Genomic DNA, 17,016 nt, shown 5'->3' on the forward strand with positions numbered 1-17,016 from the left:
CGTTCATACGGCCCCGCCCCGTTACGCGGTGAGTGCGTATCTCTCAACCGGAAAACTTAAACGTATGTCGAGTTGAGACCGAGGTGAGCGTGTGGGCCAGCGGGTTAACCGCTGTATCTCCGGTTCTGGTAATAAGCCTACGAGCCGCCGGCCCGGCCATCCCTCCACCTACGGGTGGATCTTCGCGCGACACAGTGTCGCGCGTGAAGAAGTCCTGTCATTTCAAGGCAATCTGCCGAGGTAGGAAAGTTTCAAGAACTGCTCCTCGAGTGGTGTGGGAGACATTGCGGCCCCGGCCTCGGCCTGCGAGCAAGCAGCACGAGGGTCTCCGTGTGCCCGGTGTGAGGAAACATGTCGAAGACCCGGGCGCGGACAGGTGCGAAACTCGGCATGTTGGCGACGTCGGCCGCCAGGCTCGCGGGGTTGCAGCTCGAATAGAGAACGAATCGAATCCGCGAGGCGTCGATCCACGAGGCGAGGTCGCCGATTCCTCGACGCGGCGGGTTGACTGCGACGACGTCGGCGGAGCCCAGCTCGCGCGCGGCAGACAGAGAGTCTCCGACGATGAAGTCGGCGTCGATTCCTGCGGCCGCGGCCGACGCCCTCGCGCTTTCGACGGCTTGGGCGGAAAGCTCCACCCCGGTCACGCGGCGGCCCGGGCCCGCGCAATGCAAGGCGAAGCCGCCGACTCCGCAGTAGAGGTCCCACAGCTCGATCGGCCGTCCGCCAGTCGAGGCCGAAGCCGCCGGCTCCGGGCCTCGAGCCTCCAAATCGGCCGATTCCGAGGTTTCGGCGTCGCACAGGAGGCCGACCCACTCCCGCGCCTGGCGATAGAGCCCGACGGCCACGCGCGTATTCGTCTGAAAGAAGGACTGGGGGCGAAGGCGAAGGACGACGTCGCCCAAATCCATGCGCAGAGACTGCTCGGGGCCGAGGAGGATTTCCTCCTCTCCTTCTAGCACCGCCTTCCTTTCGGGCAGGAGGTTGACCGAGACGACGGCGATGTGGGGAAGCCACTGACGCAGCAGGCCCATGTGCTTTCGGATGCGGACGAGGGATTCGGTGGAGCGCAGAACGAAGCGGACCATGAGCTCGCCGTCGGGCGAGCCGGTGAGAATGAGGCTTTTGAGCTCGCCGCGGCCGCTTGGGACGTCGAAGGGCGTCAGACCGGCCAAGCCGATGAATTCCCGCAAAGGCTCGATGCCGGAGGCGACGGCCGGCTCGTAAAGGGGGCAGCCGGCGATGTCGATGCCGCGCTTGTCCGATCCGAGAATTCCAAGGGTAGGGGCTGAAAGCGTGCCGCCGACGGCAAGCTTGGCCTTGTTGCGAAAGCCCTCCTCGGCAGATGCGAAGGGAGGGTCCCATTCGATTTCGGGGGCCGCGGCGCCTTTCGCGCGGGCGGACCGCTCAAGGAGTGCGCGAACGGCCGCGTCTTTGGCGGCAAGCTGTTCGGCGTAGGCGACGTTCGCCCGGGTGCACGAATGGCACAGGTCGGACTCCAAGTAACGGCAGCGCATGGGCAAAGGGTATCTCGCCGAAGCTGTAGTGTTGGCCTAGGCAGAGCCTGGGAGGGAACTATGAGCAGTCTCGTGCGCCTTCTGCGCTTCACGAAAAACCTTGCGCCGTACTACGCGATCGTCGGAGTGTCTTCGGTCGCGGTGGCTTTGGCGGGCATTGCGGGCCCCTTCGTCATCGGCAACGCCGCGGACACGATCGTCCACGCCGTCCGATCGGGGCAGGAGGGCGCGGCCGGGAAAGTTGTGTGGCTCGCCGCCGCCTTCTTCGCCATCGACCTGCTTTCGACCGCCGCGGTCTCCGTCGGAAACTACTACGGCGACGTCATGAGCCAGAAGATGCGGGCCACCCTCTCAAGCCGATACTTTCGCAAACTCTTGGCCCTGCCGCAGAGTTATTTCGACGACGAGCTGACGGGAACGATCACCTCCCGCCTCAACCGCTCGATAGCCGAGGCGACGAATTTCGCGAAGATGTTCTCGAATTCCCTCTTCACGGTTTTGCTGACGACGGTCGCGGTCCTCGTGATCTCCGCGATCTACTCTCCCTGGCTCGCCGTCCTCCTATTTCTCGTCTTCCCCGTGTATCTGTGGCTGACGATGCTCACGTCGAAGGGCTGGCAGGTCTACGAAAGGCAGAAGAACGAAAAGACCGACCGGGCCAGCGGGCGCTTCATGGAAGTGATCGGCCAAATCAAGGCGGTCAAGTCTTTCGTTCAGGAACTGCGCGAGTTGACGAGCTTCGCCTCGCTTTTCGGCGAGACCGTGACCCTGACGGAACGGCAGTCGCGCTACTGGCACACGATGGACTTCATCCGCCGCAGCTTCATGGGCCTCATGTTCTTCGCCGTTTATGCGATCATCTTCGTCAACACCGCGCGCGGCTCATTCTCGGTGGGAGACATGGTGGTGCTCGTCCAGCTCGTCGCAATGGCCCGCCAGCCAATTGCGAACCTGAGCTGGATCGTGGACACGTCTCAGCGCGCCGTCGCCGGCTCCCGCGACTTTTTCGCCGTCATGGAGAAGATGAACGACGCCCGGCCTGCCGTGGAAGGCGAGATCGCCGAGGCCGAGAAAGCAGGCGCCCTGGCCAAGCCCGTGCGGGAGTACGCTGCCGTGAGGCCGCTGACCGGGGGCGACGGCGCCGACGCGACCGAGAACGCTGAAGAGCCTGCCGGCACCGACGCGTGCGCGGCAGACGCGGAGGCGGGCGGCGCCGGCCCCGCGTCGAAGCCTGCATCGAAAGCCGCGGTCAGCTTCGAGCATGTCTATTTCGGCTACGGGGACGGCGACGACGTTGTGCGGGACGTGTCATTCGACGTGCATGTGGGCGAGCGCCTCGCCTTCGTGGGCGAATCGGGCGGCGGCAAATCGACGCTAGCCTCCCTCCTTCTGGGCCTGTACGAGCCTCGGTCGGGAAGGATCAGCGTGTTCGGGCGTCCGACGTCGGCCTTCCCGGTGGCGCAGCTGCGCCGGAAAATCGGCGTCGTTTTCCAGGACGCTTCGCTCTTCTCGGGGACGGTCGAGGAGAACATAGCCTACGGCAGAAGCGAGGCGAGCCGCCAAGACGTGGTGGACGCGGCGGAGCGGGCCAACGCCGACTCGTTCATCCGCAGGCTTCCCGACGGCTATCAGACGGTGATCGGCGAGCGCGGCCTCAAGCTTTCCGGCGGCCAGCGCCAAAGAATCGCCGTGGCCCGCGCAATCCTCAAGGACGCAGACATTTTGGTTCTCGACGAGGCGACGAGCGCGCTCGACACGCGTTCCGAACGCATGGTCCAGGCCGGGCTGGAATCGCTCATGGAGGGTCGCACAAGCATCATCATCGCCCACCGTCTCTCGACGATCGCGGAGGTGGACACGATCGTCACGCTCAAAGACGGGAAGGTCGATGAGATCGGCGCTCCCCGGGAGCTTGCGCGCACGGGCGGCATTTACGCGACGCTGCTCGCCCTGCAGTCCGAGGGGACGAAGAGCGCGCGGCGGCGTTTGCGCAGGTACGGTTTCGAGCGGTGAGGACGGCTGGCGCGCCGACGCGGGTCCCCACGGCGGGGGCAGTTTGCGGCAATGCCCGCCACGACCCGGCCTTCTCGCGATGTCGGGAGTAGTCTTGTAACAATCTGGTTGCATCCTGGTCGCAATCTGGTCACGCCGCCTCGCGGAAGGCGGGGAAAGAAGGGAACAATAGATGGACGTCGCGATGACGGGACGTACGGCGGCGCGTACGGCTGGCGCGCTCGCGCTCGCTTGGGCGCTGGGGCTGGGGGCGACGTCGTCCGCCGAAGGGGCGACGGCCCCGGCAAACGGCGCAATCGCCATATCTGAAATTCAAGGGACCGGCCAGGCGAGCCCGCTCGCGGGGCAGACTGCGACGACCCGCGGCGTGGTGACCGCCGTGTATCCGACCGGGGGCTTCGACGGCGCTTACATTCAAACCCCCGGGAGCGGGGGAGCGGGCCGCCGCAGCGCCTCCGACGGCCTGTTCGTCCATTCGCGCCGGCTTGCTTCCTCGGTGAAAAGCGGCGAGTACGTCGAAGTCAAGGGCAAGGTGACCGAGTTCCACGGCCTGACCGAGATCAACGCGTCCAGCTTCTCCAAGCTGGACGAGAAGGCGGCCCCGCCGGTCCCCGTCCCTTTGACGGCGGTTCCCGACGACGTCGGCAAGGAGGCCCTCGAAGGCATGCTCGTGGACGTTCGCGCCCGCATGACGATCTCAAACAACTACGAAACCAACCGTTACGGCCAGCTGGGCGTGGCCTTCGGCGAGGAGCCGCTGCGCCAGCCCTCCGACGTCTTCAACCCCACGGCCGACCGCGAGCAGATCGAGAAGCTCTCGGCGGCGAATGCGGCGCGCTCGCTCACCCTCGACGACGGCCTTTCGTGGGCCTACACGGGGGCGAAGAACGCGCATCCCGAAGTCCCGCTGCCGTATCTGTCGCAGCAGAGCCCCGCGCGCGTCGGATCGGCGATCTCGCTGAAGAGGCCCGCAGTCCTTGACTTTCGCAAGCAATGGAACCTTCAGCCCGTCTCCCCGGTGACGGGCGAGGAAACGGGAGACAGGTCCTCCGAGTACGTCGAGGTGGAAAACACGCGCAAGGCCGCGCCCGAGAAAGTGGGAGGCGACGTCACCGTCTCCTCGTTCAACGTCCTCAACTACTTCACCGACCTCGGCGAATCGGAGGCCGGGTGCAAGTCCTACGACGACCGCGAGGGCAACCCCGTCACCGCCAATCGATGCGACGTGCGGGGGGCTTACAGCAAGGCGGCGTTCGAGAGGCAACAGCAGAAGATCGTCTCGGCCATAGCGGGCCTCGACGCCTCCGTCGTCTCGCTCGAGGAGATCGAGACCTCCTCTAAATTCGGCCATGATCGCGACGCCTCGCTCGCGGCCCTGGTCAAGGCGCTGAACGAGCGCGCGGGCCGCGAGCAGTGGGCGTATGTTCCTTCGCCGTCGAGGGTCCCCGCCTCCGAAGACGTCATACGCCTCGCCTTCGTCTACCAGAAAGGCAAAGTCGAGCCGGTGGGCGAGTCCCGCATTCTGACGGGAAACAAGGAATTCGCCGGATATGCCCGCGAACCGCTGGGCCAAGAGTGGCGCGCGCTCGACGCCGCCGGCGCGCCCCGCGGCGAGGCCTTCGCAGTCGTGGCGAACCACTTCAAGTCGAAAGGGTCCCTCGCGAGCGCCTACCCGAATGACAGCGATCCCTATCAGGGCAACAACAACCGCCTGCGCACGGCCCAGGCGAAGGCGCTGGCGCAGTGGGCGAAGGAGCAGTACGGAAACCGCCCGACGTTCCTGGTGGGCGATTTCAACTCGTATTCGGCGGAGGACCCGATTCTTGCGCTGCGTGACGCGGGCTACTCCAAGGTCCGCGATTCGATTGGGCGCGCAGACCATTCGTATCAGTTCGGCGGTGCCGTCGGCTCTCTCGACCACGTTTTGGCGAACGACGCCGCCCGCCGCATAGTGGCCGGTGCTGACGTGTGGAGCGTCAACGCGATGGAATCGCCGGCCTTCGAATATTCGCGGAACAATTACAACGTCAAGCAGCTGTGGGACGGCGGCCCCTTCCGCTCGTCCGACCACGACCCGGTCAAGGTCGGAGTCAACGTGGGGAAGGCGCCTCAGCCCCCTGGTCCGCGCCCCTCCGATCCGGACGCCGCCAAGCCGATCCCCGACCCCTGCATCGAGTCGGGGACGTGCACGGCCTACTTCGTCGACGATCTGGCCACGCACCGGGCCAAGCTGGGCATGGTCATCGCCCAGCCCGGCGAGGCGATCGCCGGGGACTGGGACGGCGACGGGATTGCGACCCTCGGCGTGCGCAACGGCGCGGCCTTCACCCTCTATGGAGTCAATCGCAGCGGAGGCGCAACCTCCACGGTGGCCTTCGAGGGGGCGGACTCCGGCGAGATTCTCGTCGGCGACGTCGACGGCGACGGAAAAGACGACCTCGTTCTCCACAAGGGGCGTCTGTTCGCGGCCAAAACGGATCTGACCCGCTCGGGGCCGGCGAGCGTTTCCTTTTCTTACGGGAGAGAGGGCGACGCCGGGCTCGTGGGCGATTGGGACGGCGACGGCAAAGCCACTCCCGGCGTGCGGCGCGGCAACGGCGTCTACCTGAGGAATGCGCTCGGCGGAGGCGAGGCCGACGTCGCCTACCGCTACGGCCGCACGGGCGACGTTCCCCTTGTGGGCGATTGGGACGGCGACGGCCGCGACACGGTGTCGGTCAGGCGCGGGCACATTCTCTTCGCGACGAATGCGACGAAGGGAGGGCCCGCCGAGACGGCGTTCTCGTTCGGCCGAGCAAGCGATTCGATCGTCGCGGGCGATTGGAACGGGGATCGCCGCGACACCGTCGCCGCCATCCGCAGATGACGCCTGCGGGAGGAAGATTGCTGGAGGCGGAGGGCGGGCTGTGCGGGGGCGTCCCGTATGGACGGCGCTGAGGCGGCTGCCTTACGCGGGCGCCTGCCGGGGCTTGGCCGTCTGCGCTGGCTTGCCGGTCTGCGCCGGTTCTGCGGCGGTGAGTTCCTTGAACGTCTCCGGCGTCGGGCCGCTCTCCAGGATCGCCGGATCGATGCGCCAGGCGGGGCGCCGAAGGTCTGGGACGCGCAAAAGGTCGGCGAATTCGGCCGCGGTGCGCGGATGCCCCATGCCGAGGCTCGCCCCCAGCAGTTCGACGACGTCGGCCGGCGTCCACCCGAACCCCTTCAACGCCTCCATTGTCACGGCGCCGTCGCGCTTGGCCAGCCTCGCGCCCTCGGCGTTCTCGACCAGCGGCACGTGGGCGTATTCGGGCAGGGTGAAGCCGAGGAGCTCGTGCAAATGCGCCTGGCGCGGAGTCGACGGCAGCAGGTCGTCGCCGCGGACAACCTGCGTCACGCCCGTTGCGGCGTCGTCGAGCACCGAGGCGAAGTTATAGCTGAAAACGCCGTCGCCGCGCAGAATGACGAGATCGTCCGCCGTTCCCGTGTACAGCCCGAACACCGCGTCGACGACGGCGACGCTGCCTGCCTGGGCGGCCAGCCGAAGGGCGGGGCCCCGATTCGTCAGAGCCGCGCGCCGCTCGCTCCTCTCGCGCTCGCTCAGGCCGCGGCACGTGCCCGGATATGCGCCTGGAGGGCTGTGCGGCGCCGAGGGCGCCTCGGCCAAGTCGCGTCGGGTGCAGTAGCACTCGTACAGCATGCCCCGCGACGAGAGATCGTCGACGACGTCGCGATAGTGCTGCAATCTCGCGGATTGGAAGAGGACGGGGCCGTCCCATTCCACGCCTACGGCCTCGAGGTCCGCCAGCTGGCGTGAAACGAACTCGGGCCGTGAGCGGGCGTCAAGATCCTCCATCCTCATGAGGAAGCCTCTCCCGCTTTGCCTGGCCAGGCTCCATGCGAGCAGCGCCGTGCGGAGGTTGCCGAGGTGGAGGTCCCCGGTGGGCGAGGGGGCGAAACGGCCGCAGCCGGGCGATTCTGGCCGCGCCTCGACGCCCGTCATAGCTGCGGCGTCATTCGTCGCCGATGTGACGGTCGATGGCGTCGCGCACCTTTGAGACCTTTTCGGCCTTGTCCTCCCCAAGCTTCTTCGACGCGAAGTCCTCAACCTTGTCGAGGACGGCGTCGGACTTCTCTTCGATGCCCTCGCTGTGGAGAGCGTCCTTGGCCTTGTCGAAAATGCCCATTGTGTACTCCGTTCGTTTTATGCGGGTGTTTGGCCGTTTTATGCGGGCGTTTGACCCGCTGTGAGGCAGTCCAATCTTAACGTATCGACGATCAGGCAAGGCTTAGCCGACGTCGAGACACTGTGCGACGGCCCTCGCGGAAAGGCGCGGCGAACGCCCGTGCGTGCGGATCTCTCCGGGCAGCATTGGATTTCGGACTGTGGGGACGACTGTATCTTACGGTTGCATGAATGTCGACTTTTCCGCTTATACTCGCAGAAAAACCTTGATGCAAGCGCCTGGGGAGAGAATGTGCGCATGACGTGCGGCACTTCTTTGCGGTAAACGGGGTTTCGCCAGTGTGGCGGGGGAGGAGAACGCCGAATTTGCAAGAGTTTTTCGTCCGTTGAGGGATGAAAGGCGGGTGGGGAGGAAATTGGGGAGAAGTGACCTCCGAAGTCTCTGGAAATACAGGTTTACCCAGAGTAGGCTGGTATGAGTCCCGTTCGGTTCTGTTGTCGTTCATGTCTCTGTTTGTGGTGTGGGAAGGAATGTGCGGTTGGCGCCCCGTATGCGCATGTGCGGGGAGTGCGGCCGATGCGTGTCGAACTGCAGCGATTTGTCGGTGCGGTGCCGTGCTGTCGGCGCTCGCCAAACCGCGGCGGGGAATGCGTGGCGATGCACGGCTTAGAAAGCGGACGTGACCGGGATGCCGATTGAAATGGAAATTGAAGAAGGGAGAAACAATGACCATGTTCAAACTCGACGAGAGCATCTTCTCGCAGAGGATCAACGATCTGAAAAGCACGTCCGACGATTTCGCGAAGGCCAAGGTCGCCTTCGGGAATCTGGACATTTCGGAGATGTGGACGGCTCTGAGCGAAGTCAACAAGTTCTCCGTCCCGCTTGGGGCGACCATGAAAGTGATCGACGGCGAACTGACGAACATATCCCAGCAATATACGGAAGTGATCGCCAACCTCCGGATAGCGCTGGAAAAGTCCCTGGGGGCGGACGACACCCACCAGGGAAAGTACGTGCACCTTCTCGACACGCTGGCGCAGGCTTCGGCCAACTTCGCCTATAAGACCCCCGAGTTCCTGTCGCGAATCAAGCAGGCTGTGCACCTCGGGCAGTCGCTCATGGGCGGAGAAGGCTCGAGCGACGCCCAAGGCTCGGGAAGCTCGCAGAACTCTGCGAGCGGCCAGGGTTCGACGTCGTCGGGAAGTTCGACGTCTGGAGGGAACTCGATGCCCGCCGAGTTCTCCATGTCGGGGGAGTTTTCGACGTCCGGCGAGTTTTCCATGTCTGCTGAGAGTTCGATGGCCGCAGGCGAGCAGGCAACGCTCGGCTCCGACGGCGCGTCTCAGGAATCCGGCGAAGCCGGCCAAAAGAAAGGGTGATGTCAGATGACCACGCCGCACGTTGAAAAGCTGGGATTGATCGGGCCGTGGGCCCCTGCCGCGCACGACGCCATTTCCGACGGTTTGGACCGGGTGGCGCAGCATCTTGAAACCGTCGCCATGCGAACGCGGTCGATCGCCGGCGAGCTCGGTTTCGAGGGTCAGATGGCGGACACCACCCGGGAGAATCTCGACAAGCTTCAAGCGAGGGTCGTCGACCATTCGGACGGCATCAAGCGGGTCTCCACGGCGCGCCGCCAGGTTGTCGAGGTTGGGCGCCGCGCGCAATTTGAGTACGGCGAGATCAGAAAGAACGTGGATGCCGCGAACGCCGCCCGCGACAGCGCGGTGGCCATGGCCCCCGCCGCCGGGCCCGTCGCTGCGCCCATGATTGTGGCGCACGCGAATGCGGTGCACCAGGCCGCCATGGGCGTGCTCGACGTTCAGGCCCTTGCCGTGCTCAAGGGGTTGGACGTGAACACGTTCGACGCCATGGGAAAGCTTCCTCCGTTCGCCCAGCTTGAAGGCCTCAAGCAGGAGGTCGAGTCGAAGTTGAAGGTCAAGCTGCCCTCGGTGGAGGAGGTGCAGGACGCCTTCCAAAAGTTCGACCAGGCGGTCAAGCTGTTCAATCAGGTGAAGTCTTTCTTCATGCCTCCCGCGAGTTCGGAGCCCGTGGCGACCGGGCCCACGAGGTCCGCCACCGAGTGGCATTCCGGGTCGCGCGTGGACGGCGGCGGGCTCTCCCTGCAGTCCTCGCACTACTCGATGCCCAGCGTGCAGGCCGGGCACGCCGTTTCTCAGCCTTCGATGCTGCATTCGCCTGCCGTGTACAACCCGATGGCCACGGCCGCGGCCGCGACGGGCGGGGCCGCTGCCGCGAGTTACAAGCTTTACCAGGCGGCGAAGGCGGCTCAGATGGCCTCCGCTCCGCAGTCGGCTTCGTCGGCTTTGCGCTCCGGCGCGACGATGCGGGTTCAGTCGCCTGGAAGCGGGTCGGGAATCCTGAGGGGAGCGACCACTGCGGCGCGTGCGGAAGCCTCTGCGACGGCGTCCCGCGGACTCGGCGGCGCCAGCGGCGCGGCTCGGCCGGTCAGCGGCTCGTCTTCCGCTCGGACGCCGGGAATCACGAGGGGAGCGACCACCGCGGCGCGGGCTAAGGCCTCGACGCAGACACGCAGCTCCGGGATTCTAAAGGGGGCGACCACCGCCAAGCGGGCGAAGACCTCGACGCAGAATCGCACAGACGGGATGGGCGCGTCTCGCACCGCGGGCACGGCCGGCCGGACGGGCTCCGCTCGGGCGGCCTCGACGGCGGCCCGCAACGCCGCAAGCGAGACTCGAAACTCGAAGGCGCGTCGTTCGGCCACCGGGTTGCCGCGCCGGACGAAGGCTCCGACGAGGGGCTTGGCCGGCGCACGGCTCGGGATCGGCGGCGCACTCGCGGTCGGCGGGGCGCACGGCGCCCTCGGCACGCAAGGCCGTGTTCCCGTGACGGGCAGCGCGGCAGTCACCGCCCAAAAGATGGCGGAGGCGTCCAAGCGTCCGAAGAGGAAAGCCGCGCGTCGCGGCGCCGTGCGCACCTTCACGGTGACCGCGCGGGCGTCGGGAACCCTGTACCGTGTCATGTCGAGGTTCTCCGCCTCGATCGTGGCCAAAGTCGAAAACGGCGAGGTGAAGGTCTCCCTCGAGCTGAACGAGCCCCTGCCTCAGGAGAAGGCCTCCGAGAGTGAGAGCGGCGTTTCGACGTCGGCCGAATCGCAGCGCAAGGATTCGAGCATTCTGCGCCGGTTGGTCGGGCGCCGTCTCAGGCGCGACGAGAGCCCGCAGGAAACGCAGGGCAAAGGGATCGAAGGCCTTCTTCCCGCGAAGGAGAACGTCGTTTCCAGCTACGACCCCGGCCGGGCCGTCACCTTCCTGGAGTCAGGCAGGCGTGGCGATTCGACTGAGAGTCTAGAAGCGGTCGGGGCCGGCGATTCGGCGTCGGTTGAGCCGAGCAAGTGAGAACGCCGTAAGCCAAAGCGGCGGTGGAACGGAGAGATCCGCTCCACCGCCGCTTTTCTGCGCGGCTAGTCTTTGGCGCTGTCCGCGTCGTCGGCCTTGCGCGGCCTGAGCGCCATTCTGCTGCGCCCCGCCGCCAAGATGAGCAGCACCACGGTCAGTCCCACGCCTGCGCCGGCCCAGATGATTCCAGCTTTGCGGCCGTTGCCTTGCGGATCGTGCGGCTTGGGGGGAACGTCGGAGCCCACCGTGGGAACCGGTTTGAGCCGTTGAATGACGGGCGAGGTCGGACCCGGAATCTGCCCGTCGTCGACCATCGTGACTGCGCCGTAGGGATTGACGAACCCCCAGCCGCGTTCTTTGTTCGAACTGGCCGCGCTCGCACGGTTGGCCGAAGACAGCAGACGATACGTGATCATCCTGCCGCTTTCACTCGGGTGGCGGGCTTTGACGAGGGCCGCGACGCCGGCGACGTAGGCGGTGGCATAACTGGTGCTCGGGGCTTGCGTGGAGGTCAGGCAGATGCCCGTCGCCCCGTTGGCCACGATCATGTTCTGGCCGGGCGCAACCAGCTTGACGGCGTCCGAATGGACGACGGACTCGTTGACGTTTCCTTGCGAATCCGCCGCGGTCACGCCGATGACGCCCTCGTATCCGGCAGGGTAGCGCATATTCTCGGAGGAGTTTGACGAGGACGTCGAAGTGGCCGAGGGCGAAGAGGACCCGCCGCGTCGGTTTTCAGAGTTCCCGGCGGCGGCGACGACCACTTTGCCCTTGGCTATCGCGTCTTCCGTGGCCTTCTTGAGGGCGTCGTTGCTCGCGCTTGAGTCCCCGGCTATGGGTATGGCGATGATGTCGACGGACGAGTTGTTGGCCGCCCAGCTGATCCCCTTGATGAGGTTGGCGGCCAAGCTCTGCTTGTAGGCTTTTATGGCTGACGCGCCGGCGTCCTCCTGAGGCTCTTCGTTGGCCACCTTGACGGGGACGATCGTCGCTTCGGGGGCGACGCCGCTGAAGGACCTCGTTTTGCCCGGCTGGGCGGCGATGATGGAAGCGTCGGCCGTTCCGTGTCCGTCATTGTCGACCCTGAAGTTGTTGCCCCCCGTGAGGTCGATCCCCGCGCCGAAGCTCGCGCCGGTCAATGCGGGGTTGAGGTTGTTGTTGTTCGTCGCGATTCCGGTGTCGATAAGCGCGATCGTCGCCTTCTTGCCCCTGGTCAGCTTGTGGGTCTCGGTCAGATCGAGCGCGTAGGTGCCGATCGCGTTCCTTTCTTCGTCCTTGGGGTGGTAGCTCTTGGCCGAATCCTTCTCGCAGTTCTGCCTGTCGAACCACATCGGAGCGGGTCCTTTGACCTGTGCGGAAGCCCTGACCTGTGCGGAAGCCCTGACCTGTGCGGAAGCCGTTGCCCCGAGCCCGCTGAGGCCGAGGACTAGGGCCGACGAGGCCGCTGCCCAGCGCCAGGCTTTTCGTTCTCTCCGGTCCATGCTCCTTGCGCTCACTCCCTTCGATCTCACTTGTTCGCCGCCTTGCGGGCGTCGGCCGGGACGGTGGACCATGCTGCCTCGACGGAAAGCGTCGGAGTCTTCTCTTTCCCGGAGCTGAACAGATCCATCCACTCGGGCGGAGCCTCCAGCGGAGTCACGTTCTTGTACCCCAGCGATTCGCCGGTTTTCTCGAAGTTGTCCATCTCGTAGGCGAGGCCGTCCTCGTCGATCAGGTGGTAGCGCTTTACCTTGTTGCCTGGCTGGGTGACGATGGCCCCCGTCTGGGAGGCGACCTCCACGCGATCGGAGGTGAGGCGGGGAATGCTGTTGCTCACCATGAGCCTTGTGCTCTGCCCCGTGGCGACGTGCGCGCACGGCCTCGACGTCGAGTTGTTCACGAGGCGGGGGATGTCCTCGGGCCACGTGGGCATGAGCTTCTCGTCGTTGAAGGTTGCCCGGCCCCTCTCATAGGATTTGATCTTCGAGGGGGTGGCGTCGCGGCCCGAGGATGAGAGCGTGTACATGTGGAAGGCCGTCGTCGACATGCGCTGCAGCTTTCCGTCCTTGCGGACCAGATAGTACTTCGTGCCCTTCTCTTCGTCGGCCTCCTTGAGAATCGTTCCGACGGGGTACTCCCGATCGATCCCTTCGACTCTCACATTGCCCCTGCCTTCGTCGATCTGGAGGGGAGTGAGGGGCTCTCCCTCTTTGAAGAGGTTGAGCCACGCGGCCTTGACCTGGATCGGCTTGGCGTCGTCGATGTTGAAGCTTTCGAGGATGCGCTCGGCCTTCGGGTTCTCGCCCTCGCCCTCTCTGAAGGGATAGCGATACTCGCCTGCGATGAGGTACTTCACGTGGTTGCTCTCGACGAAAAGCGCCGCCCCGTTCGCCGAGGAGACCTTCTCTTTCATGTTCACGCCCTTCCACAGGAAGTCGTTGCTCGCGATGCATGCGCTGATGTCCGCGTTTTTGACCTTGTCGGCAGAGGGAACCTTGTCCGGTGCGCCCGGGATGCCGACGACCGGGCCGAGCGGGGCGGTCGCCAAGGCGTCGTCGTTCGCGGTGATCGTTTTGAGGTTGGGAAAGAGAAGATGGGCCGAGAAGGCGTTGAGAACGGGGTAGAGCTTTCCTTCAATAGAGACGTACCGGGAGCCGTTCGACGAGTTGATGACGAGGTTGCCGTTCTTCCAGCCGTCGGGAAGGGACGGGGCGAACAGCTTCGATATCCACGCCCCGCCGACTACAAGGGCCGTGATCACGAGGCTCGCGATGATGCCTTTCCACGGGTGGATGGGGGTGAGCTCGCGGCCTCCGGGCATTCCGGAGGTGAAGGCCGTCACCAAGCGCTGACGGTTGAAACGCTGCCCGTCGAGGATGTCTTTCGTCGATGCCACGTCACCACAACCTTAGAGCTAGAACTGCGGCGGGAATGAGGACGATTCCCGCAATCGTCTCGGACATGTCGGCCGCCTGGCGCAGCCACTGGGGGGTCTTTCCTATGACCAGGCCGTAGGCGATGAGGATGGAGGCCACGACGGCCAGGACGATGACGAGGCCGAGCCACCACTGCGAGTGGAGCATCATCACCGAGGAGCATCCGATGGCGAAGACGAGGACGGCGATGACGTATTCCGACATGACGTCCATCTTCGCGTACTGCACTCGCGATCCGACCGTCAGAATGATCAGGATTCCGGCGATGACCACGACGCCCCACTTGCCGCTGGCGACCGTGAACGGAGTGAGGACGGCAAGGGCGAAGCCCGCCCCGCATCGCGCCGCGAACATCGCCCGGCGGCCGCGAAGGTAGCGGTCTTTGATCACGCGCGGGTTGATCGGCCGGGCTTCGCGCTTTGCGCCCGGATTGGCCGCCGGGCCTCCGCCGCCCGAAGCCAGAAGCGGGTCAGCCTGGTCGAGCCTGCTCAGACGCATCGACAGCCCGGGAAGAATGAGCAGGAAGATGCCGAGGAGGCTCGTGGCGACGACGGCGACGCGCTCATGCGAATCGGCGAGCGCCATGTTGACCCCTCCGACGGCGCCCAGCGAGATGCCTGCCACCGCGGGGGCGAACATGATCTCCTTCCATTCGCTCAGCAGCGGCATCGTCAACATTGCCGCGATCGAGCAGCAGAATCCGCCAAGCGCCATGTCGAGGCCGAAGGAGGCGGGCGGGTTGGGCACGCTGAAGCCGCACGCCCCGACGATCACCGAGGAGACGAGGGCGAGCGCCGCGGCGTGGGTGTGCCGCTCGCCGCGCTGAAGCGCCCAGATGACGCCGATCAGCAAGATGGCCATGCCGCCCAGGATGATCGGTATGGAGATTCCCGCCAGGGGCCGCGCCATGCACAGGAGGATCGCCGAGGCGACGAGAAGCGTTATGGCCGCCCCGGTTGCCACCCCGGCGGCGTCGGAGTCCGTCCAGGGCCTGTTGGTCTCGTTGACGACGTCGGCGACCGCCTCGATCGGATCGTCGTACTTCTTCTCGATCTCCTTCACCCTGGGCGAGAGCATGAGGAGCGTGCCGTCGTTGATTCCCTGGGCTTTCAATGTGAGGGACTGATCCACGACCTGCCCGTTGGGGGTGGTGAGGATGAATCCTCGCGAGACCATTCGGGGAGTCACCGAGACGAAGCGACGGACGACGCTCGGAATGAGCTCGACCACCGGCATGTTGGAGGGCAAAAGGATGTCTGCCCGCTTCTCCTCGTGTATGAGGGTCGCTCGAATGAAGTTTTCTTTTCTCTCAGGCATCGCTCACTCGATTCGTGACGGCGGATGGGTGGATCATGAAGTTCCCCCTGTTCGAACAAGGGTGATGAGGCCCGTTCCCGCGAGGGCGAGGGGCAGGGCCCAGGCGCAGGCGAGGCTTTGGACGATATCGGCTATGCGGGTGAAGGAAAGGGGCCTCCAGCCGCGGGAAATGGGAATGCTTACAAGGAGAATGGTGAAGGCGACGCACGTGAGGACGACGACGGGGGGCACCGGCTCCTTTATGAACCCCCGAGCGCCGGCGAACGCCGCGCCGCAGAGGGCCATCGCCGCCACCGTCGCCCTCGGGACGACGCGAACGTATATCGCGGCCGCCGTCCGCGGCACGAGGAGGAAGGCCAGGGCGACGAAGGCGATCGAGACCCCCGCCACGACGCCCTGCCATCCTCCGCGCAGGGCGGCGCGGGTCATCGTCGGCAGCATGACGAGGGCGGCCGAGCAGAGAATGGCCGTCCACAGGCGGTTGCGGGCTGTGCCGGCCGCGATGAGGTCGGCCGTCTCCTGCGGAGTGATCTTGTCGAGCTTCTTCGGCTCGGCGTGCCTGACGGAGCGGGCTTCGCGCACGATGGTCGCCTCGTCGATGAGCCTTTCGACGGGAACGCTTATCGAAAACCCTGGAAGCGCCTGGATGAGAGGCGCGGACAGGCCGAACAGGCCGGCCAGCAGCAGTTCGATCTTGACGCCGAGGATGAGGAACGCGAGGCCGCCCAGGGAGACGATGAGGCCGAGCGCCGCGCAGTCTCCCGCCACCCGGGCAGTTGCGACGTCGTTGCGTCCGCGCCATGCCCACCGCATCGCCGCGAGGATTCCGGCGGCCGCGAAGGCGCTGACGAGCGCCTGATACTTGGCGTCGTCGGGATTGGACGCCGTCGCCAGGAAACCCGCCGTCATGCCGCAGGTGACGGCGGCGAGGGTTTCGGAGACGGGATGCCCCATGTTGGGGCGCAGCGAGTAGAGCAGTCCGAGGAGAAGCATCGTTCCGGCCGCCGTCAGCGCCTGCCATTCCGGGACGAGCGGGCTCCTGAGGAAGACGAGGAGCGACAGGACCACGGAGATGAGCATTCCCACAATCGAGACGGCGGGGGAGAAGGCGGCTTCGGGCGAGGCGGCGTTCGGCTTGTAGTCCTCGAGGGTCACTTGGAAGTCGGGCCCGGGCGGTTGGAGCATGACGAGCGCCCCGTTGCGGATCTCCCGGCCCACCACCAAGGCGCCGGGAAGCTTGTCGCCGGCGACTGTGCAGGGCACGAGGTCCGGCGGCACCCTGCGGATCTTGAGGATCTGCGCTAGCGTCAAGCCCGCCGGCGCGACGACGTCGTGGCTCTCCCCCTGCACCACGAGGGTGAGGTATGAAACAGACGCTGAAGTGGCGGCCATGCTTCCCCTTGGTCGAAAGCTGCGTGTGTACGTTCTCGTCCACAATAGCGCGCTGCGTGGGCCCGCGCTCGGTGGAGTACTCCCCGTAAACTTACAGCAAATCTCACTAACCGCGCAGTTTCGGTGAATGGGGGCATGAATTCCGAGGAAAGCGAGGATGGACACGCTCGAGCGAATCCGTTTTGCTCAGTATGATCCATAGAGGGGCCCGCGCCGCGGTCCGCAGGCCGGCCCGCTTCGCATATCCATGAGGGAAGAGAACGAATCTGGAGGACAGCACGTGGCAACGACGAAACGTCAGGCGCCGAAAGCGCCG

General features: G+C 65.6%; 11 protein-coding genes. 4 read left to right on the forward strand and 7 right to left on the reverse strand.

Annotation, left to right across the window (positions count from 1 at the left end):
• Window positions 1-251 precede the first annotated feature (251 nt).
• Window positions 252-1,517 (reverse strand): methyltransferase domain-containing protein, encoded by a 1,266-nt coding sequence (locus ACO48X_RS07340; protein ID WP_485001438.1) that lies wholly within the window; start codon window positions 1,515-1,517, stop codon window positions 252-254.
• A gap of 60 nt (window positions 1,518-1,577) precedes the next feature.
• Between ACO48X_RS07340 and ACO48X_RS07345 the strand changes: the two genes are divergently transcribed.
• Together ACO48X_RS07345 and ACO48X_RS07350 are read left to right on the forward strand one after the other, a co-directional pair.
• Window positions 1,578-3,530, forward strand: coding sequence for an ABC transporter ATP-binding protein (locus ACO48X_RS07345; protein WP_485001439.1), 1,953 nt, complete (start codon window positions 1,578-1,580; stop codon window positions 3,528-3,530).
• A 184-nt stretch (window positions 3,531-3,714) separates the two neighbouring features.
• Window positions 3,715-6,396: an ExeM/NucH family extracellular endonuclease gene (locus ACO48X_RS07350; RefSeq protein ID WP_485001440.1), complete on the forward strand. Its 2,682-nt coding sequence runs from the start codon at window positions 3,715-3,717 to the stop codon at window positions 6,394-6,396.
• A gap of 81 nt (window positions 6,397-6,477) precedes the next feature.
• On the opposite strand, the gene gluQRS is transcribed toward ACO48X_RS07350, so the two are convergent.
• Together gluQRS and ACO48X_RS07360 are read right to left on the reverse strand one after the other, a co-directional pair.
• Window positions 6,478-7,509: a tRNA glutamyl-Q(34) synthetase GluQRS gene (gluQRS, locus tag ACO48X_RS07355; RefSeq protein ID WP_485001441.1), complete on the reverse strand. Its 1,032-nt coding sequence runs from the start codon at window positions 7,507-7,509 to the stop codon at window positions 6,478-6,480.
• A 10-nt stretch (window positions 7,510-7,519) separates the two neighbouring features.
• A complete protein-coding gene (locus tag ACO48X_RS07360) occupies window positions 7,520-7,693 on the reverse strand; it encodes an Rv0909 family putative TA system antitoxin (RefSeq protein ID WP_485001442.1) in 174 nt (57 codons plus the stop codon).
• A gap of 725 nt (window positions 7,694-8,418) precedes the next feature.
• Here ACO48X_RS07360 and ACO48X_RS07365 point away from each other — a divergent pair.
• A complete protein-coding gene (locus ACO48X_RS07365; RefSeq protein WP_485001443.1) occupies window positions 8,419-9,075 on the forward strand; it encodes a hypothetical protein in 657 nt (218 codons plus the stop codon).
• Window positions 9,076-9,081: 6 nt separating this feature from the next.
• Window positions 9,082-11,076, forward strand: coding sequence for a hypothetical protein (locus ACO48X_RS07370; RefSeq protein ID WP_485001444.1), 1,995 nt, complete (start codon window positions 9,082-9,084; stop codon window positions 11,074-11,076).
• Window positions 11,077-11,141: 65 nt separating this feature from the next.
• On the opposite strand, the gene ACO48X_RS07375 is transcribed toward ACO48X_RS07370, so the two are convergent.
• From ACO48X_RS07375 to ACO48X_RS07390, 4 genes are read right to left on the reverse strand one after another with little or no spacing between them, the layout of a single operon-like run.
• Entirely contained in the window at window positions 11,142-12,557 is a 1,416-nt protein-coding gene (locus ACO48X_RS07375) for a S8 family serine peptidase (protein ID WP_485001445.1), read from the reverse strand.
• 26 nt (window positions 12,558-12,583) lie between these two features.
• The gene (locus ACO48X_RS07380; protein WP_485001446.1) at window positions 12,584-13,951 is read right to left on the reverse strand and encodes a type VII secretion protein EccB; all 1,368 of its coding nucleotides are present in this window, start codon (window positions 13,949-13,951) and stop codon (window positions 12,584-12,586) included.
• A gap of 1 nt (window position 13,952) precedes the next feature.
• Window positions 13,953-15,308 (reverse strand): type VII secretion integral membrane protein EccD, encoded by a 1,356-nt coding sequence (gene eccD, locus ACO48X_RS07385; protein WP_485001447.1) that lies wholly within the window; start codon window positions 15,306-15,308, stop codon window positions 13,953-13,955.
• Between the two features lie 33 nt (window positions 15,309-15,341).
• Entirely contained in the window at window positions 15,342-16,700 is a 1,359-nt protein-coding gene (locus ACO48X_RS07390; protein ID WP_485001448.1) for a hypothetical protein, read from the reverse strand.
• Window positions 16,701-17,016 lie beyond the last annotated feature (316 nt).

Source organism: Peptidiphaga sp., assembly GCF_057238965.1.

Excerpts from the sequence above, each read along its gene's own strand:
- ACO48X_RS07340 (WP_485001438.1), bottom strand. The coding sequence starts at position 1,517 with ATGCGCTGCCGTTACTTGGAGTCCGACCTGTGCCATTCGTGCACCCGG.
- ACO48X_RS07345 (WP_485001439.1), top strand. The coding sequence starts at position 1,578 with ATGAGCAGTCTCGTGCGCCTTCTGCGCTTCACGAAAAACCTTGCGCCG.
- ACO48X_RS07350 (WP_485001440.1), top strand. The coding sequence starts at position 3,715 with ATGACGGGACGTACGGCGGCGCGTACGGCTGGCGCGCTCGCGCTCGCT.
- gluQRS (WP_485001441.1), bottom strand. The coding sequence starts at position 7,509 with ATGACGGGCGTCGAGGCGCGGCCAGAATCGCCCGGCTGCGGCCGTTTC.
- ACO48X_RS07360 (WP_485001442.1), bottom strand. The coding sequence starts at position 7,693 with ATGGGCATTTTCGACAAGGCCAAGGACGCTCTCCACAGCGAGGGCATC.
- ACO48X_RS07365 (WP_485001443.1), top strand. The coding sequence starts at position 8,419 with ATGACCATGTTCAAACTCGACGAGAGCATCTTCTCGCAGAGGATCAAC.
- ACO48X_RS07370 (WP_485001444.1), top strand. The coding sequence starts at position 9,082 with ATGACCACGCCGCACGTTGAAAAGCTGGGATTGATCGGGCCGTGGGCC.
- ACO48X_RS07375 (WP_485001445.1), bottom strand. The coding sequence starts at position 12,557 with ATGGACCGGAGAGAACGAAAAGCCTGGCGCTGGGCAGCGGCCTCGTCG.
- eccD (WP_485001447.1), bottom strand. The coding sequence starts at position 15,308 with ATGCCTGAGAGAAAAGAAAACTTCATTCGAGCGACCCTCATACACGAG.
- ACO48X_RS07390 (WP_485001448.1), bottom strand. The coding sequence starts at position 16,700 with ATGGCCGCCACTTCAGCGTCTGTTTCATACCTCACCCTCGTGGTGCAG.